This window comes from Flavobacterium sp. HJJ, from assembly GCF_015351475.1.
Lineage (GTDB): Bacteria > Bacteroidota > Bacteroidia > Flavobacteriales > Flavobacteriaceae > Flavobacterium > Flavobacterium marginilacus.
In genome coordinates, this window is the sequence record NZ_JADKPR010000007.1 from 1 (window position 1) to 20,846 (window position 20,846).

Annotated in this window: 18 protein-coding genes; 12 read left to right on the forward strand and 6 right to left on the reverse strand. The window is 35.1% G+C overall.

The window, feature by feature from the left end:
• Positions 1 to 990 precede the first annotated feature (990 nt).
• From IRZ80_RS07310 to IRZ80_RS07325, 4 genes are all read left to right on the forward strand, one after another.
• The gene (locus IRZ80_RS07310; RefSeq protein ID WP_194640905.1) at positions 991 to 1,353 is read left to right on the forward strand and encodes a transcriptional regulator; all 363 of its coding nucleotides are present in this window, start codon (positions 991 to 993) and stop codon (positions 1,351 to 1,353) included.
• Between the two features lie 158 nt (positions 1,354 to 1,511).
• Positions 1,512 to 2,381 carry a hypothetical protein gene (locus IRZ80_RS07315; protein WP_194640906.1) on the forward strand — a complete coding sequence of 290 codons (870 nt, stop codon included), beginning with the start codon at positions 1,512 to 1,514 and terminating at the stop codon, positions 2,379 to 2,381.
• Positions 2,382 to 2,650: 269 nt separating this feature from the next.
• Positions 2,651 to 3,106, forward strand: coding sequence for a hypothetical protein (locus IRZ80_RS07320; protein WP_194640907.1), 456 nt, complete (start codon positions 2,651 to 2,653; stop codon positions 3,104 to 3,106).
• A gap of 398 nt (positions 3,107 to 3,504) precedes the next feature.
• Positions 3,505 to 4,005, forward strand: coding sequence for a hypothetical protein (locus IRZ80_RS07325; protein ID WP_194640908.1), 501 nt, complete (start codon positions 3,505 to 3,507; stop codon positions 4,003 to 4,005).
• A gap of 196 nt (positions 4,006 to 4,201) precedes the next feature.
• Here the strand turns inward: IRZ80_RS07325 and IRZ80_RS07330 are convergent, their stop codons facing one another.
• Complete coding sequence (locus tag IRZ80_RS07330) at positions 4,202 to 4,591, reverse strand: DUF1634 domain-containing protein (RefSeq protein WP_228520833.1); 390 nt, start codon at positions 4,589 to 4,591, stop codon at positions 4,202 to 4,204.
• Between the two features lie 4 nt (positions 4,592 to 4,595).
• The gene (locus IRZ80_RS07335; protein WP_194640910.1) at positions 4,596 to 5,432 is read right to left on the reverse strand and encodes a sulfite exporter TauE/SafE family protein; all 837 of its coding nucleotides are present in this window, start codon (positions 5,430 to 5,432) and stop codon (positions 4,596 to 4,598) included.
• A 466-nt stretch (positions 5,433 to 5,898) separates the two neighbouring features.
• Here IRZ80_RS07335 and IRZ80_RS07340 point away from each other — a divergent pair, with 466 nt between their 5' ends.
• The 8 genes from IRZ80_RS07340 (at position 5,899) to IRZ80_RS07375 (ending at position 18,476) form a co-directional block, all read left to right on the forward strand.
• Positions 5,899 to 6,687: a protease complex subunit PrcB family protein gene (locus IRZ80_RS07340; RefSeq protein WP_194640911.1), complete on the forward strand. Its 789-nt coding sequence runs from the start codon at positions 5,899 to 5,901 to the stop codon at positions 6,685 to 6,687.
• Between the two features lie 118 nt (positions 6,688 to 6,805).
• The gene (locus IRZ80_RS07345) at positions 6,806 to 7,384 is read left to right on the forward strand and encodes a TetR/AcrR family transcriptional regulator (protein WP_194640912.1); all 579 of its coding nucleotides are present in this window, start codon (positions 6,806 to 6,808) and stop codon (positions 7,382 to 7,384) included.
• A gap of 218 nt (positions 7,385 to 7,602) precedes the next feature.
• Complete coding sequence (locus tag IRZ80_RS07350) at positions 7,603 to 8,745, forward strand: efflux RND transporter periplasmic adaptor subunit (RefSeq protein WP_194640913.1); 1,143 nt, start codon at positions 7,603 to 7,605, stop codon at positions 8,743 to 8,745.
• Positions 8,746 to 8,756: 11 nt separating this feature from the next.
• Positions 8,757 to 11,987, forward strand: a complete 3,231-nt coding sequence (locus IRZ80_RS07355; protein WP_194640914.1) for an efflux RND transporter permease subunit — start codon at positions 8,757 to 8,759, stop codon at positions 11,985 to 11,987.
• 265 nt (positions 11,988 to 12,252) lie between these two features.
• The gene (locus IRZ80_RS07360) at positions 12,253 to 13,671 is read left to right on the forward strand and encodes a TolC family protein (protein ID WP_194640915.1); all 1,419 of its coding nucleotides are present in this window, start codon (positions 12,253 to 12,255) and stop codon (positions 13,669 to 13,671) included.
• A 217-nt stretch (positions 13,672 to 13,888) separates the two neighbouring features.
• Positions 13,889 to 14,995, forward strand: coding sequence for an NADH:flavin oxidoreductase (locus IRZ80_RS07365; protein ID WP_194640916.1), 1,107 nt, complete (start codon positions 13,889 to 13,891; stop codon positions 14,993 to 14,995).
• A 490-nt stretch (positions 14,996 to 15,485) separates the two neighbouring features.
• Complete coding sequence (locus IRZ80_RS07370; protein ID WP_194640917.1) at positions 15,486 to 16,874, forward strand: DUF5723 family protein; 1,389 nt, start codon at positions 15,486 to 15,488, stop codon at positions 16,872 to 16,874.
• A gap of 48 nt (positions 16,875 to 16,922) precedes the next feature.
• Positions 16,923 to 18,476 (forward strand): hypothetical protein, encoded by a 1,554-nt coding sequence (locus IRZ80_RS07375; RefSeq protein ID WP_194640918.1) that lies wholly within the window; start codon positions 16,923 to 16,925, stop codon positions 18,474 to 18,476.
• A 109-nt stretch (positions 18,477 to 18,585) separates the two neighbouring features.
• Here IRZ80_RS07375 and IRZ80_RS07380 read toward each other — a convergent pair whose 3' ends face one another.
• The 4 genes from IRZ80_RS07380 to IRZ80_RS07395 all read right to left on the reverse strand — a co-directional run bounded on the left by IRZ80_RS07380 (position 18,586) and on the right by IRZ80_RS07395 (position 20,724).
• Entirely contained in the window at positions 18,586 to 18,960 is a 375-nt protein-coding gene (locus tag IRZ80_RS07380; protein ID WP_194640919.1) for a DoxX family protein, read from the reverse strand.
• Positions 18,961 to 18,962: 2 nt separating this feature from the next.
• Complete coding sequence (locus IRZ80_RS07385) at positions 18,963 to 19,388, reverse strand: SRPBCC domain-containing protein (protein WP_228520834.1); 426 nt, start codon at positions 19,386 to 19,388, stop codon at positions 18,963 to 18,965.
• A gap of 335 nt (positions 19,389 to 19,723) precedes the next feature.
• Positions 19,724 to 20,305, reverse strand: a complete 582-nt coding sequence (locus tag IRZ80_RS07390; protein ID WP_194640920.1) for a hypothetical protein — start codon at positions 20,303 to 20,305, stop codon at positions 19,724 to 19,726.
• Between the two features lie 89 nt (positions 20,306 to 20,394).
• Positions 20,395 to 20,724: an ArsR/SmtB family transcription factor gene (locus IRZ80_RS07395; RefSeq protein WP_194640921.1), complete on the reverse strand. Its 330-nt coding sequence runs from the start codon at positions 20,722 to 20,724 to the stop codon at positions 20,395 to 20,397.
• Between the last annotated feature and the right edge of the window lie 122 nt (positions 20,725 to 20,846).

The following is a 20,846-nucleotide window of genomic DNA, read 5'->3' on the forward strand; positions in this document are numbered from 1 at the left end:
CACACGCTTACACAAGTTAGCAACTCTTTGTCAAAGTCACACCACTTTCTTGAAATCTGTGGCAAAAAACATTTAGTGTGCTTTGCGAATAGTCATGATTATTTATATAAACATTAGACCTCACTGAGGTCAAAAAAACTCTTAACTTTAATTTGCTCTCGCAGAGACGCGAAGGCGCAAAGTCAAAATCTGCTTTCTTTGCGTCTCTGCGAGATTATATTTAAAAAAATATGACTATCCGTGACTAATACCAAATCGATAAAATTGGCCACAGATTATAAAGATTAACACAGATTTCTAAAAAACACATGTAAAATCTGTGAGAATCTGTATAATCTGTGGCAAAAAAAACATTTAGTGTGCTTTGCAGATAGTCATAAATAGTTAAATCTAAGAACAAAGCCCAAACCGAAATTCGGCTTGGGCTTCCTGCTTACATTTTAGTCTTATAGCTTGATTGTTTTTGTAGCAGCCTGAGTTCAATTATTATATAAATGATTAATGTATTGGTTATCATTATTTATGATAAAATCAATTGCGTCTGGTTTTAGCCTGATGTTAAAATTTACAAAATGAATATGCCGTAACCACAGCACCAGTGTCAGCACCTATGCCCTAATGCGTTTTGTTCTCACAATACATACTGGCTCTTTATATCCAAAAGGGGCATTTTTTTTGCACCAAACACCTGCAGCAACCTGCTCCATAATAGTCGTAATTTACAAAAAACAGGTGTTAAACCATAATAGTAGAGGTGTTAAACACCTCTATTATTGGTGTTAAGCACCAATAAAACAGGTGTTAAAAGCCAATAGAGCAGGTGTTTTTCACCAATAGTATTGGTTATTAAAGCCAATAGAATAGGTGATTTACACTAATAGTATTGGTGTTTAACCCTAATAGTAAAGGTATTTATAACCAATAGTATTAGTGATTAACACCTGTTTTAGCACCATTAAAAGAAATTCAATAACGATAAAGACAGAAAAAATGACAACCAATAACCGCAAATACAAGAAAGATCTCGGGAAAACCTATCCCTCAATAGGTAATTTTATTCATTACCACATTCTCCAGAATAAAATCAAGAAAGCCGATGTAGCTCGTGCGCTAGAGATACTAACAACCGGATTGAACGATTATTACAAAAGAGATTCATTGCAGTTTGCCATTTTATGGAAACTGAGCATAATCATGAAACACAATTTTATTGCCCAATTGGGTGAATACCTGCCCTATCGTTTTGAAACCAAACTTGAAAAAAGCCTGAAAGAGGAACTGGCTCAGAAAGACGCTCTGATCCAGAAGATGGAAATTCAGCTCGAAACCTTTAGGGAAATGAATCCTAAATAAGTAAATACTGTAAGAAAAAAACCAGCTAACAACAAAATTTTAATATATTTGGAAAAAGCTAAGAAAAGCCAAACATTCGCCAATCTACCCAAAAAGGGGTGTATATACGAAGGTTTGTTTCGCTTATATAGTAGTTAGGCACAATAAGACACAGAAATATGGAAACATTTGGAGATAAATTGTATGAAAAAGTAAGTGATGCAAGGAGTAATCTTTTTCAGCAAGGTGAAATTGCACAATTAACTTATCAATCATTTGATAGATATATCCATCTTATAAATGAATCCGAAGAGGAAGAAATAGAAATAACATATCCGATTGGTTATAAAGCTGACAATACACCAATAAATTCAACTCACAAGTATTCGAAAGAATATTTAATTCGAAGATATCAATATCTTGGTTTAACCCAACTGCCAATTAACGGTTTATATCAATTGGTAACAACTATTGAGTCTTTATTTGGTGATATCATCCGTGAAACTTTGATTGAGTTTCCAATGAAAATATCAAATAAGAGAAAATTAGATTACGAACTTGTTTTAGAAGCACAATCTTTAGAAGAAGTTAAAATTCATTTAGTAAATACGGTTATAAATGAATTAGCATATAAATCACCAAAAGATTTTGCAGATGAATTTCACAAACTCATAGGTGTAAATTTATTAGAAAAACCTTCATTTCATAAATTCATTGAAGTCAAAGCGACGCGCGATATTTATATTCATAATAGAGGAATCGCTAATGATATTTATACATCGAAAGCAGATACATTAGCACGAGTAGAATCAGGACAACATTTGCCTGTTGATATCCAATACTTTTTACAATCTTATGAATGTTGTATTCAAATTACTGAATTTCTTGAAAAGGCATTGCATAAAATATGGCCTAGTTTAATGTTTCAAGAAAGCCAGAATAAAAATATTCAAGAAGAAAAAGAAGAAGCGATTGAAGAAGCAATTGAAGAAGCAATTGAAATCTCAGAACAAATTACACCAAAAAAATTGTCACCGAAAAAGAAGTAAACTTACTGTGCCTAACAGCTAGTAAGCAATAGTCGGGAATTAGGCTTAATTTAAAAATAGTTTTGTACTTGGAAAAATAGTGATTAACCGAAATATTACGCTTACTTAACCCCGACCATCGCCTACTAGCCAAACGTTATGTGTGAGCTAAAATCAGAAAATACGCAGAAAAATTACAGTTGAAAATAAATATTTCTACCCGCAGAAAAATTCTAAATCAAAGTTTTTAAAGTTGGATTTACCAGTAGAAACTTAAAAATTACAATGAAATGAAAATATTTTTGTCAATCCTAATTTTGTTGTTTTGTGAATCAATCTATTGTCAAGAATATGTAATAGTAGAAACTTTTTCTGACCATAATCTTCCTCAACAACTAAAAGTACTTGATTTACAAGAAGAAAAAACACAAAAGGTTGTTCCTCAGTTCCATAAATCTGGAGATATTTATTCTTCTTGGACTTATTCTATTGATGATAATTATGTTTATTTTCTTGGAAGAATTAACTTAAATTCCAATAACTGCATTGAATATAGGTTTGAAAAAATTTCGACAAAAAATCTAAAATTTACTATTCAAAGTGAAAACATAAGTTGTGACAATTCAATGCCAAAATATACTTATCTTATTATTAAAGACATTTTAAAAGTTATAAAAGAAGACGGTAAAGAGATTTCTAATATTCCAGTTAATGAATTAACTAACGACAATATTTGGTTTAAATAAATATAAAATTACTTCTGTCAACATCATTTAAAAAAATAATATTTAACTTTAGAAACGTGGAAATTGGAATTTATAATAAAAGCGCGGAAAATTCACGGTGGAAATTACAATTTCCGTTAAATAGCCCACACATAATCGAGTAGACGGCTCCGCCCCAACGGAACGGAGTGCGCCTCTCACACCACCGAGCTTACCTTCACGTACTCGGCGGTTCGCAAATCATCATCCAAAAGCTCTTTACACATCTTGGACTATCCATAATTTACTTTAAGATTAGGCTAAGTAAACTTTCCTAATCCAATTTCTTGGAGGTATCTGGGAAATTTTAGGTAAATCCGAAAATAAGGCTTAATTTAACCCCAAACCTCTTGTAGCCCCAGGAGGTAGGCAGTAATTTTATGAGACAGCACAAAAAATATATTACACAATTCTTAGTGTTATTTGTTTCCATGATTTCTAAAGGACAAACAAATGACAATTCGATACAACAAACAGTTCTTAGAAGTAATCTTCCCAATAAGACTTATACCTTTGGTAAATGGTCAAAAAAAGGAGGAACCGAAACTCACTTAACATATTTAGGAAAAGTAAAAACAAAAAATGGAAAAACATTCAAAGTGATGAACTCCATTTGGTTCTGGGGTTTATCACATAGAGCAACAACTAGAATACTGATTTTCAATCAAAATAACACGTATTATGGAAATTATGGATTAAGTATGAGTTATGAAATTCCAGACAAATTAGAAAATGGGAAACTATATTTTGCATACAATAAAAAAGATAATTGCGATTGCAACGCAGTAACAGTCGTAAATTTAAAAAATGGCTTGCCAAACGAAATATTTATAAAATGCAAAGATTTCGGAGAGTTTTATAGTTTAGATATCGAAAAATAAAAACTACTGCCAACTGCTAGAGTTTCGTTGCGTGCGCAGCACAAACAATAAAACTCGTGTTGAACGGAATCACTCCGCATCCATCCACCCTTACAGATATGGAATCTGAATCGCCGCAAAGAGGATTTATGTCTTGCCGTCTGGACACATCTAAAAAAAATAGGACACAGATGATACCTTGGTAAAAGTATTGGCTTTAATGCGAAAATCCCAGTGTAATACTTCCTATAATTATGGCAATTACGATTAGTGTTATAACAACGTACAAATAATCCTTCTCCAATAAAAATGAAAAAAGTGAAAGTATTACACGAAATACGGGGGTAAGAAACAGCAATACGATGCCGAAAAATATAATAGATTCGCCCTCGCCTTGAACAACTCCTTTAAATACATTGGCAATTAATTTGAATATATTAGTGTCATTTTCATGAAAAACAGAATAATTTTCAATTGTATTCCCATGATTTATTAAGTAAATAATTCCACCAATAAAGGCAACTGACAATGAGATCCAAACCCCATAACGCAGTAAATTTCCAACAATCGTCTGAAACTCCTTCTCTCCAAATTTTTCGTTTTTCATGGTTCTAGATTTTTCCATTAAGTCCGTTATAAATCATATTTACTGCCAATACAAAAATTAAACAGGCAAAAAATATTCTAAGTTTTTTAGGGTTAGTTTTTACTAATATTTTTGCTCCGGCCATAGCGCCAAACAATACTCCAATAACAACGGGCATACAAACTCCCGGTTCTATATACCCTTTTTGAATATAAATTACTGAACTTGCCATTGCGGTAACCCCCATCATAAAATTACTGGTTGTAGTAGAAACTTTAAAAGGAATCTGCATAATATTATCCATTGCAATTACCTTAAAAGCACCTGAACCAATTCCTAATAATCCAGACATCATTCCGGCAAGCCCCATCATACTGAAACCGCCAATTACATTTTTGGTTCCATACGAAACAACTTCACCGTCATGCGTAGGATAAGTACCATTTAGCCGAAGCTTACCTGCCAGCTGACTAGATTCCAAAACGATATGCTCTTCTTTTTTTCGTAAAGAGTTTATCGCAGAGAAAATTAATGTTAATCCGAATAAAACGGCAATGAATGAGGTTGGTGCAACAGCAGAAAGCAATGCACCGCCTATAGCACCAAGTGTAGTGGCAATTTCGAGGAAAATGCCAAGGCGCATGTTGGTAATTCCTTCCTTTACATAAGCAGCTGCAGATCCGGAAGAAGTGGCAATTACAGAAACTAAAGCGGCACCGATTGCATAATGAATGTCAACGCCAAGTACTATTGTTAATAATGGTATGATGATAATTCCTCCGCCAAGCCCGGATAATGAACCTATAAAACCAGCTAGAAAAGCACCAAAAAGCATTATTAACGTAAAAGTAAGTACCGTCATAAAATTCCATTTAATTTGTCACAAATTTACGACTTGAAATCCTTTTATATGAAGCTTTATAGTTTTTATAACATTACAATTTGTCCCGAAATCGATAAAGTAAATATTAAAAATCATAGTAACAGTATAATATTTTCAATATCTTTGAATTTATCGTCGCTGGCGCTCATTTGATCACCTATTGAAGTGCCTGCCTTGCGGCGATTGCCTACTAAAATTAAAAGATGAATCGCAGTATTTACAGCGCGGGTTAAATGAAACTGAAACCCGCTTTGGCTGCCAATTAATAAGGAACCGCACTTTAAAAACCGCATAGTTTTTTTTCAAATGCAAGTAAATAATTGTTGCAAACGAAAGCTCCAGAGCAGCTATAAACATATCACATAGATAAAACTGATTAAAATTTCTTTTTTTTACTAACGCAACCAATTATTAAAAAGAGCATCTATTTACAAAACAGCCAGCTATGAAAAATATAAAATTCTTATTTATTGCAGTTAGTATCTTCTTTTTCAACTGCGATAATGATAACTCTTCGACACAAGAATCAGACCAGGAAAACCTATCCAAAGCGTACAGCGAAATTATTACCGCTTCGATGGCCAATACTACTCCATGCACTAATCCCGCAGAATGGACTTTTACAGCGATTGGATCAAAAGCATGCGGCGGTTCTGTTGGTTTTATTCCATATTCCTTGAAAATTGATGTTCCCGCATTCCTTAAAAAAGTAGAAAGTTACACCAAAGCACAAGCAGCGTACAATAAAAAATGGGGGATTTTCTCAACTTGTGATGTTGCTATTCAGCCTTCCAAAGTGGACTGCGTAAATGGAAAACCAGCATTAATTTACAACATCGATAATGAAACTGCTGGAAGCTCAATCAATCCAATAACCATTCGGAAATACATACTGTATGGTAATGGAGATGAAAAAATACATCAACAAAATTTAATAATAAATTCAAATTCAGATTGGACACAGCTCATGCAGCAAATGAATACAAGAAATAATGTTACAAACAGCTTTAGTGAGACAAATATTGATTTTAGTAAATACACTGTAATAGCCATTTTTGATAAAATCTATGGAAATGGAGGTCACAGTATTGATATTACAAATATTGCTGAACATCAAAACAATATAATTGTAACTGTTGCCAATTTATTGACTGGTGATGTTACCAGTGTAATGACACAGCCTTTTCATATTGTAAAAATACCAAAAACTACAAAACCAATAATCTTCCAATAATATCAAGTACAATATACTTAGCAAAATAGGCCTTTTGAAAAAAATTCTAAAAAAATATCCATTCTGGAACGCTTGTTTCAAAAATAGTTTTACATTTGCAGAGTGAAATTAAAATGCTATGGCACGCTGTGTAGAATTTAACGAGGTCGAAAAAATTGAAAAAGCAATGAATGTCTTTTGGGAAAAAGGATATAATGCTACTTCTATGCAGGACTTAGTGGATGCTATGCAGATCAACCGAAGCAGTTTATACAACACTATTGGCGACAAGCATCAGTTATTTATGAAATGCATTGGCAATTATTTTGATAATGCCATGTGTGAATTAAAACAAAAAGTCGCCAAGGAAACATCCGCCAAACAAGCATTGCTGAAAGTTATTACAGATAAAGCAGATTGGATTGTATCGTGTGACAAAGGATGTTTGGGAATGAAAACGATTTTCGAAATTGCTCCAGATGACAGCATAGTACGAAATGTAATGAGTAAACAAAATGATATTTTCATTGAATTTATGGCTACAATAGTTCAAAAAGCTATGGATGATGGTGAAATGGACAATTCAGAAGATGCCTCATTAATGGCTGAGTATATTGCAACCTCCTTTACAGGCTGGAAGCAATCATACATCGTCAATCAAAATCCAATCAAAATCAAAAAAATGTCAGAATTCCTGATTAAAAATATATTTAAATAGCTTCCTCTTTTTTTCTTAAATTCTGGAACGTTTATTTCAGATAATAATTCCCAATACGCATACCATTTTTTAAATTACAGCTTTGATTCTGAAACGTTTATTTCAGAAAGGCAATTCACAGAAACAATAACCTTTAACTAACAAACATCATGAATTCTGAAACGATTATTCCAAAAATACCCGCACTCTCGAAGACCAACTTTAATCAAATAACAACTATGAAAAAAATAACCCTTTTAAGCTTAATGGCAGCATTTTTAATCAGCTGTGCAGATAAAACCCAAGCGCCCGCTGCCGCACCCGCTCCCCTTCTGCCTGTTATGGCAGTAACTACTGAAAACACCACTACCGATGCTGAATATCCTGCTGCTATACAAGGAACTGTAGATGTAGAAATCCGTCCGCAGGTAAGCGGGAACTTAGACCGTGTCCTGGTTGATGAAGGCGCGTATGTTACCAAGGGACAGGCTTTATTCAAAATCAATGAACGTCCTTTCCGTGAGCAATTAAATACTGCTTTGGCCAGTCTTCATGCTGCAGAAGCGGCTTATATCAACGCTCAATTAGAAGTAGATAAACTGACTCCGCTAGTTCAAAACAAAGTAGTCTCAGATTATCAATTGAAAACCGCCAAAGCTTCTCAGAAAATTGCTGCCGCTAATATTGAACAGGCCAAAGCGATAGCCGCATCGGCAAAAATTAATTTAGGATATACCAATATTACAGCTCCAGTAAACGGTTACATCGGAAGACTGCCTAAAAAACAAGGAAGCTTAGTTTCTGCCAATGATATTGAAGCATTGACAACACTTTCGGATGTTAACGAAGTCTATGCTTATTTCTCTTTGGGTGAAACGGATTTCATCAAATTCAAATCACAATATGCAGGAAACAGCATTGGAGATAAAATCAAAAACCTGCCTCCGGTTACATTACTATTAGCCGATAACAGCGCTTATCCGCAAACGGGAAAAATCGATATGGTCGACGGGCAGTTTGATAAAACTACTGGAGCTATTACGGTTAGAGCCAAATTCTTCAATCCGCACAAAACGTTACGTTCCGGGAATACAGGAAAAATCCGTTTAGGAATAGAACACGACGATGCAATTTTGATTCCGCAGTCGGCTACTATCGAAATGCAGGATAAAATATTTGTTTTTGCAGTAAGCAAAGAAAATAAAGTTACCAAAATGCCTATCAATGTTATCGGAAAAAGCGGCACCAATTATCTTATCAAAGACGGTATAAAAGCGGGCGACCAGATTGTATTAAGCGGTATCGACAAACTTCAGGAAGGACAATTGATCCAGCCAGAAAAAAAAGATACTAAAGTTGCTCAAATCATTAACAAAAAATAATTTTTACAAAGATGTTCAAAATATTTATACAAAGACCCGTACTAGCAACCGTTATCTCCATTTTACTGGTGATATTAGGTGTACTGGGACTCACAAAACTGCCCTTACAACAGTTTCCTGACATTGCGCCTCCCTCGGTTTTAGTGACTGCAGTATATCCAGGAGCGAATGCCGAAACGGTTTTACGTTCGGTGGCACCATCATTGGAAGAATCTATAAATGGTGTGGAGAATATGACTTACATGAGTTCCACTGCCAGTAATGACGGTACATTAGCCATCACCGTTTTCTTCAAATTAGGAACCGATGCTGATCAGGCTGCGGTGAACGTTCAGAACAGAGTCGCTCAGGCTACAAGTCAATTACCTGCGGAGGTTGTGCAGCAGGGAATTATCACTGCCAAACAGCAGAACAGTTTTATCATGGCCATCGGAATGTATACTGATGATGAAGCCAAATACGATCAGACTTTTGTTGCCAATTATGCTCAAATTAATATTATACCAGAAATTAAACGTATTCCGGGAGTTGGTGCTGCCAGTATTTTTGGTGGTGTAAAAGATTACTCAATGAGAGTTTGGCTGAATCCAACGCAAATGTCAACGCATAACGTTACGCCAAATGAAGTAATGGCTGCCATTCAGGACAAAAGTCTTGAAGCTGCGCCAGGTAAATTTGGAGAAAGAAGCAACGAAGTTTTCGAATACGTTATTAAATACAAAGGAAAACTAACCAAACCAGAAGATTATCAAAACATTGCCATTCGTTCCAATGCCGATGGCTCTGTACTCCGCCTGAAAGATGTGGCGAGAGTGGAACTTGGTGCTTATTCTTATAACAGTTTAACACGTTTAAATGGTAAAAAAGGAATCGTTATTGGTGTGATTCAGCTGGCAGGTTCCAACTCCAATGATATTCAGATTGCGATTAATAAACTGATGGTTAAAGCTTCGAAAGATTTCCCATCAGGAATAAAACACAATATATTCTACAGCACAAAAGTATCATTGGATCAGTCTATTGAGCAGGTAGAACATACCTTATTAGAAGCTTTTATACTGGTATTTATCGTGGTTTTTATCTTCCTTCAGGACTTTAGATCTACATTGATTCCGGCAATTGCGGTTCCGGTTGCGATTTTAGGAACATTCTTCTTTATGCAGCTGTTCGGATTTTCGATTAACTTATTGACATTATTTGCATTAATTCTGGCAATTGGTATTGTCGTCGATGATGCGATTGTGGTTGTTGAAGCGGTTCATGCCAAAATGGAACATAAACGCCTGTCTCCAAAAATTGCCACACACGAAGCAATGCATGAAATCACGGGTGCGATTATTTCGATTACGCTGGTAATGGCTGCGGTATTCCTGCCAGTTGGTTTTATGGAAGGCTCTACAGGTCTTTTCTATCGTCAGTTTGCTTTCACGATGGCAATTGCGATTGTTATTTCTGCAGTAAATGCGTTGACTTTAAGTCCTGCCCTAGCCGCTTTATTTTTAAAAGATAATCACGGTGCTCACGGCGAAAATATTCCTTACGCTAAACAAGGTTTCAAAGAGAAATTCTTTACTGGATTCAATAATAGTTTTGAAGCTTTAACGAATCGTTACGTTGGCGGACTGAAATTCTTAATCCGTAACAAATGGGTAAGTTTAGGAGGTCTGGCTTTAATTACAATTGCAACGATTGTAATGGTAAAAACAACTCCGTCAGGATTTATTCCAACAGAAGATCAGGGATTTATTGCTATTGCAGTGAATACACCATCCGGAACTTCATTAGACGGAACGCAGAAAGTAATGACCAAAGCCGAGAATACACTGAGAGGTTTGGAATCATCACGATTTGTAACTGCCATTTCAGGTTTCAACTTATTAACGAATTCTACCAGCCCATCATCGGCAGTGGTTTTTGTACTGCTGAAACCAAATGAAGAACGCGGAAAAATCAAAGATATCAACGAAATAATGGCCGATGTACAAGGAAAATTAGGCGCTATTTCAGATGGAAGTTTCTTTGTATTTAGTTTCCCAACCGTACCAGGTTTTAGTAATGTGGAAGCTTTGGATTTGGTACTGCAGGACAAAACCGGTGGTAAATTGGATAAGTTTAGTGGTATTTCTCAAACGTTCATTGGCGAATTAATGAAACGTCCTGAAATTGCTGTAGCCTTTACCTCTTTCAAAGCCGATTATCCTCAATTGCAATTGGATATTAATGATGAAAAAGCCGATCAATTAGGCGTAAAAGTAAAAGACATTCTACAGACGATGCAGGCGTATTTTGGAAGCGCGCAGGCATCCGACTTTAACCGATTTGGAAAATATTACAGAGTCGTTGTTCAGGCCGATATTGCCGACAGAGCCGATCCATCGGCGATTGACCGTGTATTTGTAAAAAATAAAAACGGCGAAATGGTTCCGATAAATACTTTGGTAAAACTATCCCGTATTTATGGTTCGGAAACCGCTTCGAGATACAATCTGTTCAATTCTATTTCGGTGAATGCTATTCCGAAACCTGGATTCAGTTCCGGAGATGCCATCAAAGCAATCGAAGAAGTCGCAGCCCAGCAATTACCAGCAGGCTACAGTTATGAATTTTCGGGACAAACCCGCGAAGAGATTTCTTCGGGAGGACAATCAACAACTATTTTCTTATTGTGTCTGATATTCGTTTACTTCCTGCTTGCCGCTCAGTACGAAAGTTACATTCTGCCTTTAGCGGTAATCTTATCGATCCCAGCCGGAATCTTTGGAGTATTTGCGGCAATCGGATTAACCGGAATTGAAAACAACATTTATGTACAGGTTGCTTTGGTAATGCTCATCGGACTGCTCGCCAAGAATGCAATTCTGATCGTGGAATTCGCCGTACAGAAAAGAAAATCAGGACAGGCATTAGTCAAAGCTTCGATAGATGCTGCGAAACTGCGTCTGCGTCCAATCATCATGACATCACTGGCTTTCGTAGTTGGATTGATTCCGATGATGAGTGCCAAAGGTCCGTCAGCTCAGGGTAACCACTCCATCAGTATTGGAGCTGCGGGCGGAATGGTTTCGGGAGTAATTCTAGGGCTGTTGATCATCCCGGTTTTATTCATCGTATTCCAATATTTACAAGAAAAAGTTACTGGAAAACCAGTAGCTGTAATTCATAATCACGAAAATAAAAATGGAAAATTATATCACAGCAATTCTGGTGACAATCATCATCAGCCTCACGTACATAGCGTATAAAGTGTCAAAAGATCTTGAAACTAAAAAAGACACTTGTCCTGAAATTTAAGATTACAACTAACCCGTTTGGTGTAATTCTATAAATAAAAAATGAACCACATAGATACATAGATTTAAAGACTAATAAAAAGAATAAATAGCAATAGTACTATTTTCCACATAGACGGACTATGAAAAAGTGAAACGTCTATACAGCTCTTTTTAAACACTATACATCCTATGCTTCTATGTGTTTAAAATAAATTTTAATTACGATAAAGTAAAAATGAAAAAATATATAACCAAAACCGTGATGATTACCTTTCTGATTGTCACAATAATATCCTGTTCGGTTTCAAAGGATATTGAAACGCCAAAAGATGCATTTCCTGAGAATTTCAGGAATGCATCGGTTTCAAAAGATACAGCCAGTATTGGTGATTTAGAATGGAAAAATTTCTTTACCGATAAAGATATTGTGCAGCTGATTGACAGTGCCGTTACCAGAAATAACGATTTGCAGATCGCTGCAAAAAACATCGAAATTGCGCAATACCGATTTACGCAGTCGAAATGGGGAAATGTCCCGCAGGTGAATTTATTGGTAACTGCCAATACCAATAATCCGTCAGACAATAGTTTTACGGGAATGAACCTGAATCAGGCATTGGGTATGAAACATCTTGAAGATTATTCTGCGGGGGCTTCACTTTCATGGGAAGCAGATATCTGGGGAAAAATCAAAAACCAGAAGAAAGGCGCTTTTGCCAGTTACCTTCAGTCGGAAGAAGTGAAAAAAGCACTGCAGACTACTGTTGTAGCTAATGTTTCTAAAGGATATTACAATCTTTTGATGCTGGATGCTCAATTGGATATCGCCAAGAAAAATGTACAGCTGATTGACAGTACCACTACTATCATCAAATTAAAATTTGATGCCGGACAGGTAACTTCATTGGCTATTCAGCAATCGGAAGCGCAAAAACTGAATGCGACGCAATTGGTGCCGCTATTGGAACAAAACATTGCCATTCAGGAAAATGCTTTGAGCGTATTGACAGGTTCTTTTCCTAATTCTAAAAAAAGAAGCATTGCTCTTAGCGCAGTTGAAGTAAAAAACAATGCATCAGTCGGAATTCCGTCTTCAATCGTAAGCAGAAGACCAGATGTGAAAAGTGCTGAATTGGCCCTGAAAACCGCCAATGCCAATGTTGGAATCACCAAAGCCGATTTGTATCCTGCTTTAAGAATCACAGCTCAGGGCGGTTTAAATTCGTTTGAATCCAGCAGCTGGTTCAATATACCAGCTTCGTTATTCGGAACTGTGGCCGGTGGTTTGACACAGCCATTGCTGAATAATAAAAGACTGAAAACCCAATACCGTATTGCGACTGCCGAAAGAGAAAAAGCAGTTTTAAATTTCAGGCAGTCGGTATTAACCGCAGTCAGTGAAGTATCGGATGCTTTAGTAAAAGTGGAAAAATTGAACCAGCAGGAATCTATTCTGCAGGAACGTGTAAAAACCTTGAAATTGGCCATTAAAAATGCTAAAATGCTGTTCAAAAACGGAATGGCAGAATATCTGGAAGTTTTGTCTGCTCAGGCCAGTTTACTGCAGAGCGAACTGGAACTGGCGGATATTAAAAGACAGCAGCTTACAGCCAATACCGAATTGTACCGCGCATTGGGCGGCGGCTGGAGGTAATTTTTATTTAACCATTAATATTAAGGGAAATTAAGTTTTATTTCTTAATTGTAATAGTAAATGATTTATAAACCATTAAGACATTAAGATAGATTAAGTCTTTATTCCCTTAATATCTTAATGGTAAAAAAAACGGTTTGTAAACCGTAAAACAGATTGAGTCTTATTTCTTAATGGTAAAACCAAAACAAATTAATAATCTAAATTTTAAATAATCATGAGTACCAATAATTTATTTACACCTTTCAGCCTGAAGTCGCTGCATCTTAAAAACAGAATCGTGATGGCACCGATGACGCGCTCTTTTTCTCCAAACGGAATTCCGACTGATGCGGTTGCTGCTTATTACCAAAAAAGAGCCGAGGGCGAAGTGGGATTGATATTGTCTGAAGGGACAGTTATCGACAGGCCATCATCCTCAAATGATGCCAATGTTCCTCATTTTTATGGAAATGAAGCATTGAATGGATGGAAAAAAGTGATTGATGGAGTTCACGCAGCAGGCGGTCAGATGGGACCGCAGATCTGGCACATGGGAATTATGGACAATCATCATTCGGGCTGGGTGCCTCCGGTTCCTTTCGAAGGTCCTTCTGGATTAAGCAAATCTGGTACTATCAATGGCAGTACGATGACTGAGGCAGCCATTGAAGATACCATTACTGCTTTTGGAAAAGCAGCTGCTGATGCTAAAAAATCAGGTTTTGATACCATCGAAATTCACGGTGCCCACGGATATTTGATTGACCAGTTTTTCAATCCTGAAACCAATTTACGCACCGATATTTACGGCGGAAAAACCATAAAAGAACGCAATCGTTTTGCTATTGAAGTGGTGAAAGAAGTTAGAAAACAAGTTGGAAATGATTTTGCTGTAATTATGCGTTTCTCTCAATTCAAACCTTCGGATTACAATTATAAACTGGCAAAAACACCTCAGGAATTAGATGCCTGGCTTACACCTCTAGTTGATGCTGGAGTTGATATTCTGCATTGTTCACAGCGCCGTTTCTGGGAACCTGAATTTGAAAGATCGGATCTGAATTTTGCAGGCTGGGCCAAAAAAGTAACCGGAGCTGCAACTATTACGGTTGGTTCTATCGGGCTTTCCAGTGATTTCTTTGGTGCCTTTACGGGCGAAAGTTCTGAACCAGCTTCCTTAGACGAACTAAACAGACGTTTCGACAGAGGCGATTTTGATTTAGCCGCCGTTGGAAGACCGCTGCTTTCTGACCCCAACTGGACTGTTAAAATAAAAGCTGGAAAAACAAATGAGCTTGTGGGGTTCAGTAAAGAAGCTTTAGCCGAACTGATATTGGAATAAATTTTCAGCAGCTAAAAATACCCTTTTTTTATTATTTAATTTGATTGCGCTGCAAGACTTTAGTTTTGCAGCGTTTTTCATTTCTATGCTTAATGAAAGAATTATCAAAGGGCATCTATTTAAAAAAATCTAAACACTTAAAAATGACAGCCATCAGTTATTTTTTAAACTAAACAGCTCATTAATTCTCATTTAGAGTATATCTTCCTGATTTCAAAAGAATTACAAATAGTAAGTTTTTACTCTGGTACTTTGTTATTTGTATGAAAATTCAATAAATTATCAGTTCATTATCAGTAAAAAAAACACTTCAAACACCTTTTTTGTAGTCTTTAACTTCTTTTTGTTATAAAAAAATTAATTATAACGATTTAATTTGCATTTAATAGATAATCTTTTCTAGTTTTATACCCATCAAATTATCAGGAAATTACGCCCTAAAGTAATATTCTAGTTAAAGTTTGTACTAGTCATTATATCACAGCCCCCAATGAAGTTTTTAAATTTATTAATTCTGTATGTTCTCATTTTTTTCTACAATGATTTTTATGCCCAAGAAACCTTTAACGGATCTTTAGGACTTAGAAGAATTTACCAGTCAACATTAATTAATCCTGTTTTGATACCTGATTCAACTACAGTGGAAAACTCTGTATCCATACTCCCTGTGGATTTTGGAGGAAACATAGAAATCGGGGCATTAAATCTGGGGACCATTACTTCATCAATTCACGGAGGTGTCTTAAATCTAAACTCAGTAATTGACGGAATGAAAAATTCAAAAAACTCAAACTTGTTCGCTGGAGCTAATATGAGTTTAATGCATGTATACCTTAAAGTCGGGAAAAAAGGTTCCAGAATCGAAATTTCACAAAGATTCAAAACGTCTGCTGCTACGAATATGGTCAGTAAAAATGTTCTTGCTGTTTTTTTTGAAGAGAGTGACAATACAAATCCTACCGTTTCCAATCTGACCAATTCTAAAATAAGAGCTATGGGATGGAGTGAAATAGCTATGGGTTATACCTCTAAAATTGGAAAAAAATGGAATCTGGGCGGTAAGCTAAAATACCTGACAGGTGTCGCTTATGCATCTTTCTATTCCTCAAAACTGATTGTTACTGCAGCTCAAAACGGAAACTCATTTGATATAAATTCAAAAATCAGAACCTCATCTTTAAATCCAATTGTCGATAAAGCTTACAATCAGGATTTGACTCCATACAAAAACGATGTCAAAACAATGATGGTAGATAATTTAACCAAAAATATTGGTTTTGCAGCTGATTTTGGCATTGGATATACAATCAACAAACAGACTAAAGCTTTTGCTGGATTCAACGATTTAGGATATATAAACTGGGGAAACAATCCATTAACCTATAATACCGTAGTTACACTCACTGATTTTTATCCTATTAAGTATGACTATAATACCAAGAAGTATGATTTATATCTGGATCCAATAATTAATAATGGAACTGCACAGACAAATTCTTTCAAAACAAGTTTAAATACACAGCTTAATGCAGGAATTACTTATCAGCCTGTAAAATGGTTTCACACAACTATTTTAGCAGATGCATATATAGCAGACAATACCTTCTCCTATCCGGGAGCAACGGTTGCCGGAACGCTAAACGGCGGCGATTTCTCTGAATTTACAATGAATGCAGGCTACAACAAAGACAGACCTTTTAGAATAGGAATGGGAATGTCTATGAAACTAAAAGTACTGCAGATGCATCTTTTTTCAAACAACATCATAGGAGCATTTGATGCTTCAAAAATGCGGTCTGCCGACTTACAGTTCGGTTTAAGCTGGGTGTGGAAAAACAAGGTTCCAAAACCCGTCCAGTATGATTTAAACCAAGGTTAAAACAAATAATAATTTCCCCCAATAAATTTAAAAACCTACAAAATAAGCATGAGCCTTTCTACGAAACAATACTCTTTACTAATCAGCATTTTTACTATATTTTTATTAACCTCCTGCGGTATATCTGACGAACTGGATAAAATAAATTCTATCGATTCTGTTGAAGCTTCCGGTTCAATGATTGGAGCTTTGGCTGAGGCAGATATGCCATTAAGCAAGTTTATGCCTCCAAACACTATAACCAAAAAAGATGCAGACGGACTTTACAGTCTTAGCTATACTACTTCGAGCAATTACAATATAGAGAACATAACTTTACCTGTGTTTAATTCTAAACCGGCGGAAATAAATCTGAATAAATTGAACTATTTTACCGACTACAAAAAAGCACCAAAAAATATATATTTCGATGCTCCTGAACAAACCATAAATCTTGACATCGCATCACTAATTCTTAAAGAAACTATATTACCTGACAATGCAGTAATTAAAAATATTACGCTAAAACCGGGTGCCCAAATTAGTTTTAATTTAGACGCAGACAGTAACTCACAATCTATCATAACAATAAAAATACCATCATTAGTTAAAGATGGAATTGCTTATTCTAAAACTCTAGGACCAATTACAGGAACCCAGATTTTTAATTATTCAGATGATATCGGCGGATACACATTGAACCTCAGTCCAAATATAACTGTTGGCATTCAATTAAGTATTTACAAAACAGCATCTCCTGCAAATGGTACTGTAAAAACTTCAATAGATTTTGATATTGGCCAGAATTATGAAGCTATTAATGGATTTTTTGGAGAAATGGAACTTCCGTCAAATCAAATTTCATTGCCTGTTTCTGTACCCAGCAATTTCAAAGGCAGTTCCGACAGTGAAATGGCAATCAATGAAGTTATAGTCAAAGTTCACCTGAATAAAACCGGTTTAAACGTACCTATTGATTTAAATTTTTCAAATGGAGGCTTATGCTATTACCAAGGAAACAGTACGCCAAAAACAATTAGTTTAATCTCAATTCCAAACAGCGACCCTGACAGTTATACTTTTAAGATTACTAATTTTAATGTTTTGAATATTGATAAATTAATTTTAAATCCAACAATTACTCTTAACAAAGGAGTTAGCTCGGGGGAAAATACAATTAATGATGCTGCTAAAATTTCCTATGATGTTAGTGTAGAAGCACCGTTAGCCATAACCGCCAAAAAGCTTATAATGGAAAAAGTAATACTGAATAAATTAAATTCAAAAATTGATGATAATACCCAGTTTGTTAATGGAAATTTAGTGGTCAAAGGAACTGTAGATTCTCAGATCAATTTTGACACCAGTCTTCAGATTTATCATCGGAGCGATATAAATGACAATACCTATTTCGTCCCATTTTTTGACACACCGATTCTGCTAAAAAAAGGGAGCAGTGAATTCGAATTTACCATCTCCAAACAAAAGTATGATGCAATAAGAAGTTATCAATATCAAGTATTTCAGCTTACTTTAAACGGATCAGATATTGTAAACGAAAATCGAAAAATCAGTTTTAAAGCTGCAGTCAACTTAAATGGAACTATCAAAACGAAGATTTAATTAAACAGCAGAACTTCAATTTAATAGAAGAGAGGGGTCAAAATTATAATGCCCCAAAAACTAGAAATCTTTGGGGGCATTTTTATGATATTTCAAATTGTTTTTTAGTTTAAAACAATGCTGAATATTTTTCCTTGTTTTGATACATAATCGAAATCAAAATGGCGCTTAAAACTAATACTAAAGGCAGTCCGCTGGTATCCTGGACAATATTTGTAAGGAGAATTCCAGCCAAAACCGGCAAAATGATTAAAGCTCCCAAAGCTCTAAATCTTGGTATGATGATCAACACCCCACCCAAAACCTCAGCCGCGCCGACAAGCGGCATAATCCAGCCGATTTCTGTAAAAGCGTTCATAGCCTTCTGCATTTTTTCAGGCAGATTTTCGGGCATTGGCATATAATAAAAAAACTTATTCAGACCTGCGTTGATAAACATCAGACCAAATAAAAGACTCAAAACGAAGAAAATTTTGTTTTTCATTATTAATTATTTTTAGAGTTAGTAATAAATTCATCCAGTCCGTTCAAAGCAATAGTAAATCCTTCTTTGAAACCTATTGCTATTATTTTCTCCAGATCGACCAAAGTTTCATGTTTAATAGCAATAGTAACAAATGTAGTATTTTCTTTGTCAATAAAATCAATATTCCACTTAGAAAGAGGCATTTCCTTATTTATATTTCCATTTTCATCACAAAAACCGCTTAAAAACTTGAAATTAGCTTTAGGCGAAATAGAAGTAAAATCCGATAATGCCCAGTGTTTCTCCCCTTCTGGTCCGCACATCGCATACAATCGTTGTCCGCCTTCTTTAAAATCCATTGATTTTGTTTCAGTAAACCAAGGTTTCGGCCCCCACCACTGATCCAGTAATTCAGCCTTAGTAAAAGTATCCCAAACCGATGCCAATCCAGCTTCAAATTCTTTTTTTTACATGTACTGTGTGCGTTTCTTTGTCCACAGTTAAATCGAAAATCAGTTTAGTATTCATCACTAAATTATTTTAAAACCTGAGTTCGATTAATATTTTATCGATATAAAACAAACAATCAACAACTTATGTTCTTTTCGATTCATCCTGTAAGGTCTTTTTCATGGCCTTGTAGGTATAACGTTCCCTTGCTACAAGAGGTTTGGGATTAAATTAAGCCTTGTTTTCGGATTTGCCAAAATTTCCCAAATACAAGACCATTTTCAAATTAAACCAAATGCCCAAATCTCTTGTAGCAAGTATTACCAGTAGTTTAGTTTCTTCTTAATATAAATTCTCCGTTTTCTTCACATAGAAAAGGAATTTCGTTCACGATTTTTAATTTTTTGAAACCTATTTCAGTGAAATAATAATGACCCAAATGTTTTCCGCTTTTGCTCAATATTTCTACATTCTCAAATCTACAGTATTTATCTGTTGGAATAATTGTTACATTATATTTTTTCAAATTTGTTTTAGTCGGCATATTTCCAACACCTTTATCAATAGACACCATTCTAATTTGAATTTCTTGATTAATTGATATTGCAATTGAATCTGTAATTATTTCGCTTTGTTCATTTGATTGCCAATTTTTAGAAATATAAAACTTATCATTTTCAATTTTCAGTAGTATAGATTGAAAATACTTTTCCCCATCAATTACAAAGTCATAAACTCCATTTGTGACTAAATAAAAACCTCTCTTATTGTAAATTGGGGTTAATTTTGAAATACTGTTTATAGAATCTTTGTTTACAAATTGTATGATTCTACAATCTTTGTCAATTTCTTTATTTTGTCCGTAAAAAGAAAAAGAACAAATAAATGTCAGTATTATAATTATTGTTTTCACCTTTTTTGGTTTTAAATTACTGGTAACTCATTAATAGCAATACCTACAAGGTTTAAAAAAAACTTGCAGGATTATAAACATCAATAAAATCAGCGTATTAATAATCGAACTAGGTTTAAAGTTACTAATAAATCATCCAATTGGTTAAAACGGGTTTCCAAAATCTTTTTGAACTGCTCCAGCCATTTGTCTATTTCTTTCATTTTGTCTATCTCTAGACTATAATAAATTTCCCTTCCCTGCAGTTCCTGTTTCACTAACTCACATTCTGCCAAAATTTTCAAATGCTTTGAAACAGCCTGCCGTGTAGTGTCAAAATGTTCTGCAATAACATTAGGCGTCATAGCCTGCAGCGCAATGAGTGCGATAATAGCTCTTCTTGTTGGATCTGTTATTGCCTGAAAAATATCTCTTCTCATTTTACTTTTTTTATTACAAAACCAATTAGTTGCAAATATATACGCACCTTTTTGGTTTCATAACTATTTTTGCATTTTTTTGAGATGAGACAAAAAAAACCCAAACATATAATTATGTTTAG